Here is a 17,377-nt window from a genome sequence, read left to right on the forward strand (position 1 = left end):
TCAGTCCGGGGCCTCTGTCGAGCCAATAAAGTTGGCCAGCTCGGCGGTCTGCGGGTTGGCAAACAGCACTTTTGGATCACCCACTTCATGCACCTTGCCCTGATGCATGAACACCAGCTTGTCGCCCACTTCCCGGGCAAAACGCATCTCATGGGTGACCATGATCAGCGTCATGCCATCCTTGGCGAGTTGGCGCACCACGCTGAGCACTTCGTTGACCAGTTCCGGGTCCAGGGCCGAAGTGATTTCATCGCACAGCAACACCTTGGGTGACATGGCCAGCGCCCGGGCGATGGCCACGCGCTGCTGCTGGCCGCCGGATAACCGATCGGGGAAAGCGTCGAACTTCTCCCCCAGCCCGACCCGTTCCAGCATCTGCCGCGCCAGTTGCGCAACCTTGGCCTTCGGCACTTTCTGCACCACTTGTGGCGCGAGCATGACGTTTTCGCCCACCGTCAGATGCGGGAACAGGTTGAACTGCTGGAACACCATGCCGACTTTCTGCCGCAAGGTGCGTAGGTCGGCACGGGCGGCGTCGAGGTATTCACCGTCGACTTCAATCACCCCGTCATTGATCGACTCCAGGCCATTGAGGGTGCGCAGCAAGGTGGATTTACCCGAGCCGCTGCGGCCGATGATCGCCACCACCTGGCCTTCTTCGACCGTCAGGTCGATGCCCTTGAGTACATGGTGATCGCCGTAATACTTATGCAGGGCAGAAATTCTAAGCAGAGGCATGCAGTCTCCTTTCCAGGTAGCGCGCACTGAGGGACAAGGGGTAGCAAAGCAGGAAGTAACCGAGCGCCACCAGGCCGTAGACCATGAAGGGCTCGAAGGTTGCGTTGGCGAGCATGCCGCCGGTCTTGGTCAGCTCGGTGAAGCCGATGATCGAGGTCACGGCAGTGCCTTTGACCACTTGCACCGAGAAGCCCACGGTCGGCGCCACGGCAATGCGCAGCGCTTGGGGCAGGATCACGTAGCGCAATTGCTCAAGCGGGTTGAGGGCCAGGCTCGCGGACGCCTCCCATTGCCCGTGGGCAATGGAGTCGACGCAGCCACGCCAGATTTCGGCCAGATAGGCGCTTGTGAACAGGGTCAAGGCAATCGCCGCCGCCAGCCAGGGCGAGATGTCCACGCCGAGCAAGGCAATGCCGAAGAACACCAGGAACAGCTGCATCAACAGCGGCGTGCCCTGGAACAGCTCGATATAGGTACGGGCGACGTTGCGCGGGAAAGCCTTGGTGCTGATGCGCATGGTCATCACCAGCAAGCCGATCACGCCGCCGCCGATAAACGCCACCAGCGACAGCAGCAAGGTCCATTGCAAGCCGGTGAGCAGGTTGCGCACGATGTCCCAGAAGGAAAAATCACTCATCGGGCGTTCCTCATGACATAGCGACGGCCGATCCAGTTCAGCAATTGGCGGATCATCAGCGCCATGCACAGGTAGACCAAGGTGGTCAGTGCATAGGTTTCAAAAGCGCGGAAGTTGCGTGACTGGATAAAATTGGCGGCGAAGCTCAGCTCTTCTGTGGCGATTTGCGAACAGACCGCCGAACCGAGCATCACGATGATGATCTGGCTGCTCAGGGCCGGCCAGACCTTGCCCAGTGCGGGCAATAACACCACGTGGCGGAACGCTTCGAAACGCGTCATGGCCAGCGCGGCCGCAGCCTCCAGTTGCCCCCGCGGGATCGCCTGGATCCCGGCGCGGATGATCTCCGTGGAGTACGCCCCCAGGTTGATCACCATCGCCAGCACCGCCGCCTGCCATTCGGTGATTTTCAAACCGAGGGACGGCAGGCCGAAGAAGATGAAAAACAGCTGCACCAGGAACGGCGTGTTGCGGATCAACTCGACGTACACCCCGAAGATCCAGCTGAACGGCTGGATCTTCCACGCCCGCACCACGGCGCCGACGACTCCCAGCGCCACGCCCAGTACTGCACCGATGGCGGTCAGCTCAAGGGTGAACAGCGCGCCGCGCAGCAACAGATCGGTATTGGCCAGAACCGGCACAAAGTCGAATTGATAGGCCATAGCTAACCCTCGTTACCGCGATCAGAGATCAGCCGGCAGCGGCTCTTTGAGCCACTGCATTGCGTTCTTTTCCAGGCTGCCGTCGGCTTTGGCCGCGACCAGGATCTGGTTGACCTTGTCCAGCAGCGCCGGCTCGTTCTTGTTTACGCCCACGTACACCGGCGAGTCCTTGAGCTTCACTTTCAGTGCCGGCACGCGCTTGGGGTTGCGTTCGCTGATGGCCACCATCACCACGTTGCCGCTGGCGATCAGGTCCACTTGGCCCGCGAGGTAGGCGGCGATGGTCGAGTTGTTGTCTTCAAAGCGCTTGATCGTCGCCTCTTTAGGCGCAACGGCGGTCAGCTCGATGTCTTCGATGGCGCCGCGGGTCACGCTGATGGTTTTGCCCTTGAGGTCGTCAACGGTACTGATTGGCGCATCTGGCGGGCCGAACACGGCGAGGTAGAACGGCGCGTAGGCCTTGGAGAAGTCGATGACCTTCTCGCGCTCGGGGTTCTTGCCCAGGCTGGAAATCACCAGGTCGACCTTGCCGGTGGTGAGGAACGGGATGCGGTTGGTGCTGTTGACCGGGGTCAGTTCAAGCTTGACCTTCAACTGGTCGGCCAGCAGTTTTGCGGTGTCGATGTCCAACCCGCGGGGCTTCATGTCCGGGCCGACCGAGCCGAACGGCGGGAAATCCTGAGGCACGGCCACCTTGAGGGTGCCACGGGCGACGATATCGTCCAGACCGTTGGCCTGGGCGGGCGCCTGGCTCAGCATCAGGCTGGCAAACAGGGCAGTGAGCAGGGCGCTGCAACGCTTGGTCATGGCAACTCTCCGAAAAGGACGAAAGGATTTTCTGAGTTTTGCCAGTGCACAGCCCATGCCAGTAGCGCATTAACCAGCTGGGAGGCCGGTGGCCGTTGAGTTCTGGCGGTCTTACTGGTCTGAACAGTTAAAGGGCTTTTTGCACCTTTTTCGAGCGCCTCAAAAACCTTGCGAGCCCCTTTGGGGCGTGGCTTGCCGGGCGTCACGAATAGCTTTACAACTAGCCGTTCAGTTGACTGGAAACTTGAGTTTTTATGAATTCCATCGCCCAAGGTGTACCGGAAGTGGCGCTACAGGCCATCCGCAAACTGATCGCTGACGGGGGCTTCGGGCCGGGCGATGCGTTGCCCTCCCAGCGCGATTTGGCGCTGCAATTGGGCGTGAGCCGGGCCTCATTGCGCGAAGCCTTGTCGTCCCTCAGTGCGTTGGGCGTGGTGAGTGTGCAGCCGGGCAAGGGCGTGTTCGTGCAAGCGGCCGAAGAACTCCCTGGGTTGGCGTGGCCGTTTACGGCGCAGGCGACGCCGCTGGATATCTTTCAGCTGCGCTACGCCCTGGAAGGCTTTGCGGCGGGGCTGGCGGCGGTGACGTTGACCACCGATGAGCTGGACCTCCTGGAAGATAACGTCGAGGCGATGCGCAAGGAGCTCAAGGCCGGTGACTTTGAGGCAGCGGCCCGGCTGGACTTCGAATTCCACCAGCGCATCCTGCTGGCCAGCGGTAATCAGGCGATGGTGAGCATCCTCAGTGCCAGTGCCGAGGTGTTTCTGGAGAGTCAGAAGCTACCGTTCATCCGGCCGGAGCGGGCCATGGAGACCTGGCAGGAGCACCGCAAGATCCTCCGTGCACTTACCCGGCGCGCCAGCGGGGCTGCGCAGAAAAGCATGCAGGAACATGTGCGTAACGCGGCGTTGCGTACAGGCATTGCCTTCATCACTCCCGTAACGCCATGAGTTGGGCTATACCCAAACTCATGCAGCGCCATAGCAAGAGTCAATCAGCTGCGGCTTCCTGAACGCGGGAAGGGCGGCTATGATGGGCAACGTTTTTTTTGCTTACAACCCGGAGACATCCATGAGCAACGATCTTATCAAGCACGTCACCGACGCGACCTTTGAGGCCGAAGTACTGAAGGCCCAGGGCCCGGTGCTGGTTGACTACTGGGCTGAGTGGTGCGGTCCTTGCAAAATGATCGCTCCGGTCCTGGACGACATTGCCACCACTTACGAAGGCAAGTTGACCATTGCCAAGCTGAACATCGACGACAACCAGGAAACCCCGGCCAAGCACGGCGTGCGTGGTATTCCTACGCTGATGCTGTTCAAGAACGGCAATGTCGAGGCCACCAAGGTCGGCGCGCTGTCGAAGTCCCAGCTGCAAGCTTTCCTCGACGCCAACATCTAAGCGTCCTTAAAAAGCCCCGCAAATTGCGTAATGCTGTTCACTTAAGCATTTGAGCCCACGCCGGGCTTCCTAGAAAATCCGATACCAGACCTCTGGCATCGGATTTTTTATGTCTGTTCAACAGGACCTGCTTGACCTCGGCGACCTTTTCAACTTCTGCGACCTGAGCACCTTTACCCAAAATATTCCCATTGAGTGGGTAGCGTCTGCGCTGGATCTTTCCAGTCAGGCCACCATTCGCCGGCGTCGCCTGCCCGCTGATCAAGTGCTTTGGTTGGTACTGGGGATGGCGCTATTTCGAGATGAGCCGGTTCACGAATTGGCCAGACGTTTGAACATCTGCGCCCAAGGCCTGGCTTCTGACCACTTGTTGGCCCGCAGCGGTGTGACCGAGGCGCGAAAGCGGCTCGGTGCCGATCCTGTTGAGTGGCTGTTTCGCAAGACCGGTACTCAATGGGGGGCGGAGCGCTACGACGATGATGCCTGGCACGACCTGCAGGTATTCGCGGTGGACGGTGCACTTTTACGCACTCCGGATACGCCCGAGCTGCGAGATCACTTTGGATCGGGAAACACCCCGAGTGAGCGCCAGACACCGTTTCCCATGCTGCGCCTGGTGGCGCTGATGAATGTGCGTTCGCATGTGATCCTGGATGCTCAATTGAGCCCTTACCGACGCAGTGAAATGCGCTTGGCCGACGAGTTTTTGCAGCAGATTCCCGACCACTCAGTGACGCTGTTCGACAAAGGGTTCTGGGGCGCCGAGCTACTGTCGAGTTTGAGCCGTTCGGGCACCCACCGTCATTGGTTGATCCCGGCAAAAAAAGGACTGGTCTGTGAGGAAGTGGCCCGTTACAGCGTGCATGACCGTTTGGTGCGCATGAAAGTCTCACCGCAGGCCAGAAAGCGAAATCCGGTCCTTCCATCGCACTGGGAGGTACGTGAAGTCAGCTATGAAATACAAGGCAAAGTGAAGACCGTCATGACGTCCTTGCCGGCCGAGACCTACAACACCAAGGCCGTTGCCAAGCTTTATCAGGAACGCTGGGAGATCGAGCTGGGCTTCAGGGACATCAAGAGTTCGATGCAACAGAACGCTATGACCTTGCGCAGCAAAAAAGTCGAGCTGATTTATCAGGAGGTGTGGGGACTTTTGCTGGCTTACAACGTAATTCGTCGGGAAGCCAGTCAGGCAGCGGTGGCGTTTGGCCGAGCGCCCTCGGACATCCGTTTCAAACCGGCTTGTCAGTACATCGCGGTGCAATTGATTGTGATGGCTGCGGCCAACCCGATTTCAGCGACAGGGAGACGATTGGCAGAGTTAAGGGCAGGTATCGGAGGATTGTTTCTGGATCACCGTCCAAGGCCTTCGAGGCCAAGGACGGTGAAGATCTCAAAAACCCGATTTCCAGTAGACCGTAAGGCTGCTCCGCTTAAGTGAACAGCATTACGCAAATTGCGGGGCTTTTTCGTGAAACAGGGCTAGACGCTCTGAAATTCAGGTGGTACATTCGGCCCCGCACTGGTTTCTCCACTGCCCCCTGCAAGCCGTCGCCGACGCTCTCCTTTTCGATTAGTACGCGATCCTGTCGCCTTCTCTGCGGCGCGGCCTCATTAAGCCAAAAGCTTAATTTCCCCCCCTCCATAAATGATTACGTCATTCCTATATGAATCTGACTGAACTCAAGCAAAAGCCGATTACCGAACTGCTCGAATTGGCCGAACAGATGGGCATAGAAAATATGGCCCGTTCGCGCAAGCAGGACGTGATTTTCTCCCTGCTGAAAAAGCACGCGAAAAGCGGCGAGGAAATCTCCGGTGATGGCGTGCTGGAGATTCTCCAGGACGGCTTCGGCTTCCTCCGCTCTGCAGACGCTTCCTATCTCGCCGGCCCAGACGATATCTACGTCTCGCCGAGCCAGATCCGTCGCTTCAACTTGCGCACCGGTGACACCATCGTTGGCAAGATCCGCCCTCCAAAGGAAGGCGAGCGTTATTTCGCCCTGCTCAAGGTCGACACGATCAACTACGATCGTCCCGAGAACGCGAAAAACAAGATTCTCTTCGAGAACCTGACCCCGCTGTTCCCGACCGTGCGCATGAAGATGGAAGCCGGTAACGGTTCCACCGAAGACTTGACCGGTCGTGTCATCGACCTGTGCGCCCCGATCGGCAAAGGCCAGCGCGGCCTGATCGTGGCCCCGCCGAAAGCCGGTAAGACCATCATGCTGCAGAACATCGCAGCGAACATCGCCCGTAACAATCCTGAAGTTCACCTGATCGTGTTGCTGATCGATGAGCGTCCGGAAGAAGTAACCGAAATGCAGCGCACCGTGCGCGGCGAAGTGGTTGCCTCGACGTTCGATGAGCCACCAACCCGCCACGTGCAGGTTGCCGAAATGGTGATCGAGAAGGCCAAGCGGCTGGTCGAACACAAGAAAGACGTGGTGATCCTGCTCGACTCCATCACCCGTCTGGCCCGTGCCTACAACACCGTGATCCCAAGCTCCGGCAAGGTGCTCACCGGTGGTGTCGATGCCCACGCCCTGGAGAAACCGAAACGTTTCTTCGGTGCCGCGCGGAATATCGAAGAAGGCGGCTCGCTGACCATCATCGCCACCGCGCTGGTTGAAACCGGCTCGAAGATGGATGAAGTGATCTACGAAGAGTTCAAGGGTACCGGCAACATGGAACTGCCTTTGGACCGCCGTATCGCTGAAAAGCGTGTGTTCCCGGCTATCAACATCAACCGTTCCGGCACACGTCGCGAAGAGTTGCTGACCGCCGATGACGAACTGCAGCGCATGTGGATCCTGCGCAAGCTGCTGCACCCGATGGACGAAGTGGCTGCCATCGAGTTCCTGATTGACAAGCTGAAAACCACCAAGACCAACGACGAGTTCTTCCTGTCGATGAAGCGCAAGTAACACGACGCTTCGGTCAAAAAGGATGGCGCCCCATGGGGCGCCATTTTTTTTGTTTCTGGAAAAGGAGGTTTGGCTTTAGTGTGTGTCTGTTTAGAAACAAATTCGCGTGTGTGACTACACTCGCTGTCCATCCGATCAGGCAAATTACAAGATTTTATGACCATTCTCGCTTATCGCAGGGACATTGACGGCCTGCGTGCCATAGCTGTGCTCGCTGTTGTGCTGTTTCATTTTGGTGTACCGGGCTTTACCGGCGGCTTTGTCGGCGTCGACGTGTTTTTCGTGATCTCCGGCTACTTGATCACCTCGATCATCTGGCGCGAGCGTGAGGCCGGCCGTTTCAGTTTTGTCAGCTTCTGGGCCCGTCGAGCGCGGCGCATCCTGCCGGCACTGTTCGTGATGATGCTCGGCACGCTGGTGGTGGGCTGGTTTCTGCTGGCGCCCAAGGATTACAGCGAGTTGGGGCGCTCGATACATAACCAGGTGGTGTTTATCTCCAACCTGTTTTTCATGCGCCAGGACGGTTACTTTGATGTGGCTTCCGATATCAAGCCGTTGCTGCATACCTGGTCATTATCGGTTGAAGAACAGTTCTACATCCTCTTCCCACTGCTGCTGACACTGCTGTCGAGCCGGCTCAAATATTGGCGTACGGCGCTGTTCGTGTTGCTACTGGTGTCGTTCGGCATGAGTACATGGGCGGTGGCCCACTCTCCGGAAAGAGCCTTTTTCCTGCTGCAGATGCGTGCCTGGGAGCTGTTGGCGGGCGCAATGCTGGCCGTGATGCCGGTACGCGAGTACCGCGCGAGCCCGGCCTTGGCGCAGGCCGTCAGCCTTGCCGGCCTCGGCCTGATCCTGCTGGCGGTCTTCGCGTATGACCCGAGCACGCCGTTTCCCGGCGCCGCAGCGCTGTTGCCAGTGGTGGGCGTGGTCTGCCTGATTTGGGCCAACGGCCAGCAAACTACTCTGACGAGCAAGCTGCTGGGTAGCCGCTTGCTGGTGGGGATTGGCCTGATCTCCTACTCCTGGTACCTGTGGCACTGGCCGGTGTACGTGTTTGGCAAGTACGCCAGTGTCGACGGGCTGGGCACGTGGGAGCTTGGTGCACTGTTTGTGTTGAGCCTGGTGCTGGGTTATGCGTCCTGGCGGTTTGTCGAGGCCCCGTTCCGTGAGCGTCGGCTGTTGGCAGGACGCAAGCAAATCCTGGTGGCGGCGGGTATCGCGTTGCTTGGGGTGGGACTGCTCGGCAAAGGCCTGGTCTTGACGAAGGGCTTGCCTTGGCGCCTGTCGCCCGAGGCGCTGCAATTTGCCCAGGCGCGCGAGTGGAGCCCGGACCTTATGGCCTGCCTGGTGGATGGTGGGAAAAATCGCCATCATGGATTTTGTCATTTCGGACCTCAGTCCGCGCCGACACGCGCGCTGGTCTGGGGCGATAGCCATGCCACGGCGCTGGTTCCGGCATTGCAAGACGGCGCGAGCAAATACGGTGTCAGCGTCACTCAGGCAGGGTATGCCGGCTGCCTGCCGTTTAATCGCAAGGAAAGCGTTCCAGGTTGCTTGAGCTTTAACCAGCGAGTCACCCAACTGCTGGGTCAGGAAACCTTTAGCGACGTAGTACTGGCAGCGCGCTGGAGCCTTTATGTCTATGGGCAGCTCGATGGCGACACCGAGGCTTCACTGCTCAACCCGGCGACCGGTACTTATGATCGTGCTATCGCCGAGCAGCGCTTCGCCGAAAGCGTGCGCGCCCTTGTGCAGCAATTGCGCGCCAGCGGCCATCGGGTGTGGCTGGTCAAGGAAGTCCCGCTGCAGGAATTCAGTCCGCCTTACCGCCTCAGCCGGTTGGCGATGCTCGGTCGGCCCACCGACAAAGAAGGCATGCCCCTGGCTGAGCACCTTCAGCGTCAGGCCTATATCAGTCAGGTATTCGAGCAAATCGCGGCGGCGGATCCCGGGGTAAAGGTAATGGATCCGGCGCCCAAGCTATGCAGTGCGAATGACTGGTGTCGCGTGGAACTGGACGGTCAGTCGCTGTACACCGACGACAATCACCTCTCGGCGGTCGGTTCGCGGTATGTCGAGGCGTTCCTTGAACCGTTGTTCAAGGCCTTGCGCAATGAAACCCAGGCCTCGGCTCTTTGAGTCATTGTCGTCGGCAATGCTGCTCAATAAGCTGCCAGCGACCGTAAGAGCAGGTAGGATGTACGCCTATTTTACGGGTGGCATGGTTAATGAAATTCAAGGATCTTCGGGATTTCGTGCAGCAACTTGAGCAGCGCGGAGAGTTGAAACGTATCCAGGTGCCGATTTCCCCGGTCCTGGAGATGACTGAGATTTGCGACCGCACCTTGCGTAACAAGGGCCCGGCGCTGCTGTTCGAAAACCCGGTGGGCTTTGATATCCCGGTACTCGGCAACCTGTTCGGCACCCCCGACCGCGTTGCGTTCGGCATGGGCGCCGAGTCCGTCAGCGAACTGCGGGAGATCGGCAAGCTGCTGGCCTTCCTCAAGGAGCCCGAGCCACCCAAGGGTCTGAAGGACGCCTGGTCGAAGCTGCCCATCTTCCGCAAGATCATCGCCATGGCCCCCAAGGTCGTGAAAGACGCGGTCTGCCAGGAAGTGGTCATCGAAGGCGATGACGTCGACCTCGGCATGCTCCCCGTGCAGACCTGTTGGCCTGGGGACGTCGGCCCGCTGATCACCTGGGGCCTGACCGTCACCAAAGGTCCGAACAAAGACCGCCAGAACCTCGGCATCTACCGTCAGCAAGTGATCGGCCGTAACAAGGTCATCATGCGCTGGCTGAGCCACCGTGGCGGCGCGCTGGATTTCCGTGAATGGTGCGAAAAACATCCCGGCAAGCCATTCCCTGTTTCGGTGGCCCTGGGCGCCGACCCGGCGACCATCCTCGGCGCCGTCACGCCAGTGCCCGACAGCCTTTCCGAGTACGCTTTCGCGGGCTTGTTGCGCGGTAACCGCACCGAGTTGGTGAAATGCCGTGGTAATGACCTGCAAGTGCCGGCCACCGCCGAAATCATCCTCGAAGGCGTGATTCACCCCGGCGAGATGGCCGATGAAGGCCCCTACGGCGACCACACCGGCTACTACAACGAAGTCGACAGTTTCCCGGTGTTCACCGTCGAGCGCATCACCCACCGGATCAAGCCGATCTACCACAGCACCTACACCGGCCGTCCGCCTGATGAGCCGGCGATCCTCGGCGTGGCGTTGAACGAAGTGTTTGTACCGATCCTGCAAAAGCAGTTTCCGGAAATCACCGACTTCTACCTGCCACCCGAAGGCTGCTCGTACCGCATGGCCATCGTGACGATGAAGAAGTCGTATCCCGGCCACGCCAAGCGGGTAATGCTGGGTGTGTGGTCGTTTTTGCGACAGTTTATGTACACCAAGTTCGTTATTGTCACCGACGACGACATCAACGCCCGCGACTGGAACGACGTGATCTGGGCCATCACCACGCGCATGGACCCCAAGCGCGACACGGTGATGATCGATAACACGCCGATCGACTACCTCGACTTTGCCTCGCCGGTATCGGGCCTCGGCTCGAAAATGGGCCTGGATGCCACCCATAAATGGCCGGGTGAAACCACCCGCGAATGGGGCCGTGTGATCGTCAAGGACGAAGCGGTAACTGCCCGTGTGGATGCGCTCTGGAAAGAATTAGGAATAGATTGATGCGTGTAACCCTGCAGCCTTCCGGTGCGGTACTTGAACTGACGCCTGGCGAGCGGATTCTCGAAGGCGCGCGCCGCCTGGGCTACGATTGCCCTCAGGCGTGCCGCAATGGTGTGTGCCACGTATGTGCAGCGCTGCTGGTAGAGGGCCGGGTGCAACAAGCCGGTGAGGTGCGTGACCATGGCGAGTTCTATACCTGCATTGCCGAACCGCTGGAAGATTGCATTGTGTTGTGGGATGGCGTGCTGGCGCCGGGAGAGTTGCCGGTGCGCAAATTGTCTTGCCAACTGAGTGAATGTGTTGAAGTGGGCGGTGACGTGTGGCGCGTGCGCCTGCGGGCTCCCGCCGGCAAGGCTGTGCGTTACCACGCCGGGCAATACCTGATGATCGAACGGGAAAACGGCGAGAAGTCGGCGTTCTCCCTGGCCTCCGCACCCCACGCCGGGCGCGAGCTGGAACTGCACGTACTGGCCCGGGAAGACAGTGCTCGCAGCCTGCTTGAGCAGTTGCAGCGTAACCAGATGGCTCGCATCGAGATGCCGTTTGGCGACACCCACTTGGCCGAACTGCCCGACGGGCCGCTGGTGCTGATCGCCGCCGGTACCGGTATGGCGCAGATGCACAGCTTGATCGAACACTGCCGCGCCAGTGGTTTCAAGCACCCGGTGCACCTGTATTGGGGTGTACGTCGACCGGAAGACTTCTACGACATCGAGCACTGGGACCAGTGGCTGCAACTGCCCAACCTGTTCCTGCACAAAGTGGTCAGCGACCTGTGCGGGTGGGAAGGGCGCTGCGGGTTATTGCATGAAGCCGTGTGCGAAGACATCAGCGACCTCAAGGCCGTGCACGTCTACGCCAGCGGTTCACCGGCGATGATCTACGGCACCCTGGATGCGCTGGTCGAAGCCGGCATGGATGCACACCAGATGCGTGCTGACGTATTTGCCTACGCGCCCCGCCCGTAACGTGTGGCGAGGGAGCTTGCTCCCGCTGGGCTGCGCAGCAGCCCCAAAGCAGTCGCTGTGTTCTATCTGAAAGACCGCATGAACTTCAGGGGCCGCTTCGCGACCCAGCGGGAGCAAGCTCCCTCGCCACAGAAGCCCTTCAGCGGCTCAATCAGAAACGAACGCCCGTCGTCACCATCGCCGCATTGAACCCCAGCAACACCAACTCGGCGGCGACCGGCCCGTAGTGAGTGCCCACCGAGGGTATGATCACTGGCGCCACCCCGAGCCCATTCAGTGGAATCTTGTCGCGGTACTTGCCGCGATAGCCCTGGATCACGCCGCCCGTCAGCTTCAAGTACACCGGGTAAGCGGTCATGTCGTAGCGTTTGCCGGCATAGGCGTAGTACGAACGCTGGCTGAACGAGTTGCGAAACGTCGCCCCGCCATACACCAGGCCTGACGCTTCATTGCGCTCCAGGCCGATCAGGTCCTGATTGTTGTTGTGGTCCTTGTCCGGCGAAAAATGCCGGGTGTAGACGCTCGTCTGGGCGTACCAGAAGCCTTTTTCGTCCTGGGGCGGCGCTTCCACCGCCAGGGCGGTGGTGGCCTGTGCAAGGAACAACAGGCTGGGAAGTCGGTATTTCATGGTGTGACCTCGATAGTCGGTTCGGTTGGCGGCTAAGTGGGTCGTGACAGGCGCCTATTTTGAAGGCTCAGCGTGCCTCCAGGCTGAACCTGCGCTGAAACTACAGGGATTGAGGCGGCCAATCCTGATGAGCGGAGCGGCCCGGGCTTATGCATTCGCTTATTCTTTAAAGGTATTTAATTTGTTACATAAATATCATTAAGCTATATGACAACGGACTACCGACTTTCTGCCAATAACCAATAAATGACCGCCACCGTCCGCCACACGGATCGATCGTATGAGCTCAGAGCATTGACGTTCTGGCTTTTGATTCCAAGGGGAGCGGTATGGGGAGCAACAAGCAGCACCTGCTGTACACGGCGATTTTGTCGGCTAATTTGCTGACCGCTGTGGGATTCAGTCCAGTGGCAGCCGCTGAAACGGCCACTGCCGATGTACCCAAACTCGACACAGTCATCGTGACCGGCACCCGCGCCCAAGAGCGCACCGCCAGTGCTTCACTGTCCCCCATCGATGTGATTTCAGGCGACACCTTGCGCAGCACCGGCTCAGATGAATTGGGCGCGGTACTTGCTCGTTTGATCCCGTCCATCAACTTTCCACGTCCGAGCCTGGTAGACGGCGCCGAACTGGTACGCCCGGCGCAGTTGCGCGGCCTTTCGCCGGACCAGGTATTGGTGCTGGTCAATGGCAAGCGCCGCCACACCAGCGCCTTCGTCAACCTCGGGGGCGCAGTGGGGCGCGGCTCGGCACCGGCGGATTTGAATGCCATCCCGTTGTCGGCGGTGGATCACATCGAAGTGCTGCGTGATGGCGCATCGGCCCGTTACGGCTCCGATGCGATTGCCGGGGTGATCAACGTGATCCTCAAGCATGACGACCACGGCGGCTCGATCACCAGCAAGTTCGGTGAGTACAAGAAGGGCGACGGTATCCAGCGCAATCTCAGCGGCAACACCGGTGTTGCGCTGGGCGATAACGGGTTTATCAACATCTCTGCCGAAGGCGCCGACAACGATTACACCAACCGCGCCGGCAAGGACCTGCGTCCGGGCAGCGTTGGTTCGACGACCTACGGCCAGCGGGTGTTCCGCCAGGGCGAGCCGGCCACCGACCAGGGCAAGCTGTTTCTCAACTCGGAATATTCCTTCAGCGATGCGGCCGAGTTCTATGCGTTTGGCGGCTACAGCAAGACCCGCGGCGAGACGGCGGCGTTCTACCGGGCCAGCAACGCGAGTAACAACATTCCAGCGCTCAACCCCAACGGCTACTTGCCGCTGATTCGCGGCGACGTGGAAGACACGTCCCTGGCGGTCGGTCTGCGCGGCCTGTTGGCCTATGACTGGCACTACGACGTGTCGGTGAACTACGGCAAGAACCAGTACCAGATCGGCACCGAAACCATAAACACTTCGCTGGGCCTGGCGACGCCGCGCAAGTTCGACAACGGCACCCTGGTCAATGACCAGAAGCAACTCAGCCTGGACCTGTCGCGGGAATTCAGCCTGGGCTGGTTGCCGTATCCGGTGTCGGTAGCGTTTGGTGGCGAATACCTGGACCAGGGTTATCAGATCAAGGCGGGTGACCCGGCGTCCTACTACCAGACCGGCAGTTCGGGCCTGGGTGGCTTCCGTGATTCCGACGCCGGCACCAGCACGCGCCATAACTGGGCGCAGTACCTGGACCTGGAAACCAACTTCACCGAAAAACTCAGCGCCTCGGCTGCCGTGCGTCATGAGGACTACAGTGATTTTGGTTCCAACGTCAGCGGCTCGCTCTCGGCGCGCTACGACTTCACCCCGCAAGTGGCGTTGCGCGGCAGTGTTTCCAACGGCTTCCGCGCGCCGTCCCTGGCGCAGCAGAACTTCGCCTACACCTCGTCGCAGCTGATCGGCAACACCATCCAGGAAGCCGGTACGTTCCCGGCCAACAGCCAGGTGGCGCGCCTGCTCGGTGCGGAGGACCTGAAAGCCGAGAAGTCCCGCAACTACAGCCTCGGCCTGGTGCTGGAGCCGACCGACAACCTGACCGTGACCGCCGACGTCTACCGTATCGACATCAGCGACCGCATCAGCCTGTCCTCCAACCTGGACCTGAGCAAAAACCCGGCTGCGCTGGCGTACCTGCAGGCCAACGGCGTCGGCAACATCAACTACACCACCGTGCGTTACTTCACCAACGCCACCGACACCACCACCAATGGCGTCGACCTGGTGGCCAACTATCGCTACCAGCTGGATAACGGTGTGCGCTGGAACAGCACCGTGGGCTACAACTACAACCACACCAAGGTCACCGACGTAAAAGCCAACCCGTCTGTACTGGATAGCCTGGGTGCGAGCCTGGTCCGGGTGGATCGTCGCGAACGCATCGGCCTGTTGGGCGACACCACACCCCAGCACAAGTTGAGCCTGGGTAACGACCTGAGCTTCGGCAATTGGGCGCTGCACAGTAATTTGGTGCGCTATGGTTCATTTACCAGCTACCAGGCCGACCCGGCCAACGACCAGAGCTTCAAGGCCGCCTGGCTGTTGGACCTGTCAGCCGACTACAAGCTGAAAAACTGGACCTTCACCGTTGGCGGCGACAACGTCACCGACAAGTACCCGGAAAAACTCAATGCCTACGCTAGCAGTGGTGGCAATTTGGCCTATAGCACTTTTTCGCCGTACGGTTACAGCGGCGCGTTCTATTACGGTAAAGTTGCTTACAACTGGTAACAGCTTCTCGTAACGACAAAGGAGACCTAAGCGATTTGCCATGACCGCCATTGAATCTGATCTTTTGCAATTGGCTTACCCTCCGCGGCTCGATCTGGGGCCGCAACTCACTCACGAACAGTTGATGAGCTCGATGCAAGCCACCATGGCTTTGCATAAGGGTGGGCCGGTCTGGCTATTCGCTTATGGTTCGCTGATCTGGCGGCCTGAATGTTCGTCGACACAACGGATGCGGGCACGGGTCCACGGTTATCACCGCGGCTTGTACCTGTGGTCCCATGAGCACCGGGGCACGCCGGAAACACCGGGGTTGGTGTTTGGCCTGGATCGCGGTGGCTCGTGCAGTGGGTTTGCCTACCGCTTGCCAGAAGATCAGCTGGAGGCTTCGCTTTATGCCTTGTGGCAGCGCGAGATGCCTTACCCGTCCTACCGGCCACACTGGCTCACCTGCCGTCTTGAAGATGGCAGCCAGGTGCAGGCATTGGGATTTGTACTGGAGCGGCACCTGCCCAGCTACGCCGGGAATTTGCCCGACATTGTGCTGAATCACGTGTTGCAAAGCGCTTGCGGGCGTTACGGGACCACTCGCGATTATGTCGAGCAGACCGTCAACGCCCTGCGTAGCCACGCCATGCCAGACAAGAATCTGGAGGCGCGGCTCAAGCGGTGTTCCAAAGGCTGTTCCGACGATTAACGTGCGGTACTGACGCTATTGGTGTGCCACAAGGTGGGGATCAGGAACGCAATCGCCAACAGGCACGCGCCGATCAGCAGCACAAAACCACCGTCCCAGCCGAAATGGTCAACGGTGTAGCCCATGGCTGCACTCGCTGCCACCGAACCACCCAGGTAACCGAACAGGCCCGTGAAGCCCGCTGCAGTACCGGCGGCTTTCTTCGGTGCCAGCTCCAGCGCCTGCAGGCCGATCAGCATCACCGGGCCGTAGATCAGGAAGCCGATGGAGAACAGCGCGATCATGTCGACCATCGGGTTGCCCGGCGGGTTGAGCCAGTAAACCAGGGTCGCGACGGTCACCAAGCCCATGAACACAATGCCCGTCAGGCCACGGTTGCCACGGAAGATCTTGTCCGACATCCAGCCGCACAGCAGTGTGCCCGGAATGCCTGCCCATTCGTAGAAGAAGTACGCCCACGAGGTTTTATCCACGTCGAAGTGCTTGGCTTCCTTGAGGTACGTCGGGGCCCAGTCCAGTACGCCGTAGCGCAGCAGGTAGACGAAGACGTTGGCGAAGGCGATGTACCAGAGCATTTTGTTGCGCAGCACGTACTTGACGAAGATTTCCTTGGCGCTGAATTCGTCTTCGTGGCTGGCGTCGTAGCCTTCCGGGTAATCGTTCTTGTATTGCTCGATCGGTGGCAGGCCCACCGATTGCGGGGTGTCGCGCATGGTGATGAAGGCAAATGCCGCCACCAGCAGGGCCACGGTGGCCGGGACGTAGAACGCCGCGTGCCAGTCGTTGAACCACGCCATGCCCAGCAGGAACAGCGGGCCGATCAAGCCGCCGCCGACGTTATGCGCCACGTTCCATACGGAAACCACGCCGCCGCGTTCCTTCTGCGACCACCAGTGCACCATCGTCCGCCCACTTGGCGGCCAGCCCATGCCCTGGGCCCAACCGTTGATGAACAGCAAAATGAACATCATGGTCACGCTGGACGTAGCCCAAGGTGCGAAACCGAAAATGAACATCACCCCGGCGGACACCAGGAGGCCGAAGGGCAGGAAGTAGCGCGGGTTGGAGCGGTCGGACACCAGGCCCATGAGGAACTTGGACAGGCCGTAGGCAATTGCAATCGCCGACATCGCCAGGCCCAACTGGCCACGGGTGTAACCCTCGTCGATCAGGTACGGCATGGCCAGGGAGAAGTTCTTGCGCAGCAGGTAGTACCCGGCGTAACCGAAGAAAATACCGGCGAAGATCTGCCAGCGCAGGCGTCGGTACGTGCTGTCTATTTTTTCTTCAGGCAGGGGCGCCTGGTGTGCGGCAGGGCGGAAGAAAGCAAACATTCAAGAGCTCCAAATTTCTTGTTTTGACTGCGGATGCGAATGTTACAGTTTCGTTACCGAAAATAGCACCGCCTCTTATCAGCGGGCATAGGAATTGAGTGCAATTGCATGTTCTTTTACGAACATGTCGCTTGCAGGCAAGTGAGGGGCGCTTTCA

Annotated in this window: 15 protein-coding genes; 9 read left to right on the forward strand and 6 right to left on the reverse strand. The window is 59.6% G+C overall.

Annotated elements, in window-relative coordinates:
• From BLU46_RS17440 to BLU46_RS17455, 4 genes are read right to left on the reverse strand one after another with little or no spacing between them, the layout of a single operon-like run.
• A complete protein-coding gene (locus BLU46_RS17440; protein ID WP_093203830.1) occupies positions 1-738 on the reverse strand; it encodes an amino acid ABC transporter ATP-binding protein in 738 nt (245 codons plus the stop codon).
• Positions 725-1,375 (reverse strand): amino acid ABC transporter permease, encoded by a 651-nt coding sequence (locus tag BLU46_RS17445; protein WP_003213996.1) that lies wholly within the window; start codon positions 1,373-1,375, stop codon positions 725-727. Before BLU46_RS17445 ends, BLU46_RS17440 begins: the two co-directional genes overlap by 14 nt.
• Positions 1,372-2,040, reverse strand: coding sequence for an amino acid ABC transporter permease (locus BLU46_RS17450; RefSeq protein WP_093203835.1), 669 nt, complete (start codon positions 2,038-2,040; stop codon positions 1,372-1,374). Before BLU46_RS17450 ends, BLU46_RS17445 begins: the two co-directional genes overlap by 4 nt.
• 21 nt (positions 2,041-2,061) lie before the next feature.
• A complete protein-coding gene (locus BLU46_RS17455; protein ID WP_017476630.1) occupies positions 2,062-2,847 on the reverse strand; it encodes a transporter substrate-binding domain-containing protein in 786 nt (261 codons plus the stop codon).
• A gap of 254 nt (positions 2,848-3,101) precedes the next feature.
• Between BLU46_RS17455 and BLU46_RS17460 the strand changes: the two genes are divergently transcribed.
• From BLU46_RS17460 to BLU46_RS17490, 7 genes are all read left to right on the forward strand, one after another.
• The gene (locus BLU46_RS17460) at positions 3,102-3,797 is read left to right on the forward strand and encodes a FadR/GntR family transcriptional regulator (RefSeq protein WP_093203838.1); all 696 of its coding nucleotides are present in this window, start codon (positions 3,102-3,104) and stop codon (positions 3,795-3,797) included.
• Between the two features lie 121 nt (positions 3,798-3,918).
• Positions 3,919-4,248 carry a thioredoxin TrxA gene (gene trxA, locus BLU46_RS17465; RefSeq protein WP_003213989.1) on the forward strand — a complete coding sequence of 110 codons (330 nt, stop codon included), beginning with the start codon at positions 3,919-3,921 and terminating at the stop codon, positions 4,246-4,248.
• A 109-nt stretch (positions 4,249-4,357) separates the two neighbouring features.
• A complete protein-coding gene (locus BLU46_RS17470) occupies positions 4,358-5,689 on the forward strand; it encodes an IS4 family transposase (protein WP_093203842.1) in 1,332 nt (443 codons plus the stop codon).
• Positions 5,690-5,915: 226 nt separating this feature from the next.
• Entirely contained in the window at positions 5,916-7,175 is a 1,260-nt protein-coding gene (gene rho, locus BLU46_RS17475; protein ID WP_008438874.1) for a transcription termination factor Rho, read from the forward strand.
• A gap of 156 nt (positions 7,176-7,331) precedes the next feature.
• Positions 7,332-9,317 (forward strand): acyltransferase family protein, encoded by a 1,986-nt coding sequence (locus tag BLU46_RS17480; protein ID WP_093203847.1) that lies wholly within the window; start codon positions 7,332-7,334, stop codon positions 9,315-9,317.
• Between the two features lie 89 nt (positions 9,318-9,406).
• The gene (ubiD, locus tag BLU46_RS17485) at positions 9,407-10,873 is read left to right on the forward strand and encodes a 4-hydroxy-3-polyprenylbenzoate decarboxylase (protein ID WP_017476626.1); all 1,467 of its coding nucleotides are present in this window, start codon (positions 9,407-9,409) and stop codon (positions 10,871-10,873) included.
• Positions 10,873-11,841 carry a CDP-6-deoxy-delta-3,4-glucoseen reductase gene (locus BLU46_RS17490; protein WP_003213981.1) on the forward strand — a complete coding sequence of 323 codons (969 nt, stop codon included), beginning with the start codon at positions 10,873-10,875 and terminating at the stop codon, positions 11,839-11,841. Before ubiD ends, BLU46_RS17490 begins: the two co-directional genes overlap by 1 nt.
• 151 nt (positions 11,842-11,992) lie before the next feature.
• Here the strand turns inward: BLU46_RS17490 and BLU46_RS17495 are convergent, their stop codons facing one another.
• A complete protein-coding gene (locus tag BLU46_RS17495; protein WP_063026355.1) occupies positions 11,993-12,469 on the reverse strand; it encodes a hypothetical protein in 477 nt (158 codons plus the stop codon).
• A gap of 329 nt (positions 12,470-12,798) precedes the next feature.
• Here BLU46_RS17495 and BLU46_RS17500 point away from each other — a divergent pair, with 329 nt between their 5' ends.
• Together BLU46_RS17500 and BLU46_RS17505 are read left to right on the forward strand one after the other, a co-directional pair.
• A complete protein-coding gene (locus BLU46_RS17500; RefSeq protein WP_063026357.1) occupies positions 12,799-15,192 on the forward strand; it encodes a TonB-dependent receptor plug domain-containing protein in 2,394 nt (797 codons plus the stop codon).
• A 40-nt stretch (positions 15,193-15,232) separates the two neighbouring features.
• The gene (locus BLU46_RS17505) at positions 15,233-15,886 is read left to right on the forward strand and encodes a gamma-glutamylcyclotransferase (protein WP_076013086.1); all 654 of its coding nucleotides are present in this window, start codon (positions 15,233-15,235) and stop codon (positions 15,884-15,886) included.
• Here the strand turns inward: BLU46_RS17505 and glpT are convergent.
• On the reverse strand, positions 15,883-17,220 hold the full coding sequence (gene glpT, locus BLU46_RS17510) for a glycerol-3-phosphate transporter (RefSeq protein ID WP_093203852.1): 1,338 nt from the start codon (positions 17,218-17,220) through the stop codon (positions 15,883-15,885). The two genes, BLU46_RS17505 and glpT, sit on opposite strands and share 4 nt — an antisense overlap.
• Between the last annotated feature and the right edge of the window lie 157 nt (positions 17,221-17,377).

The organism is Pseudomonas yamanorum (assembly GCF_900105735.1).
Taxonomy (GTDB): domain Bacteria; phylum Pseudomonadota; class Gammaproteobacteria; order Pseudomonadales; family Pseudomonadaceae; genus Aquipseudomonas; species Aquipseudomonas yamanorum.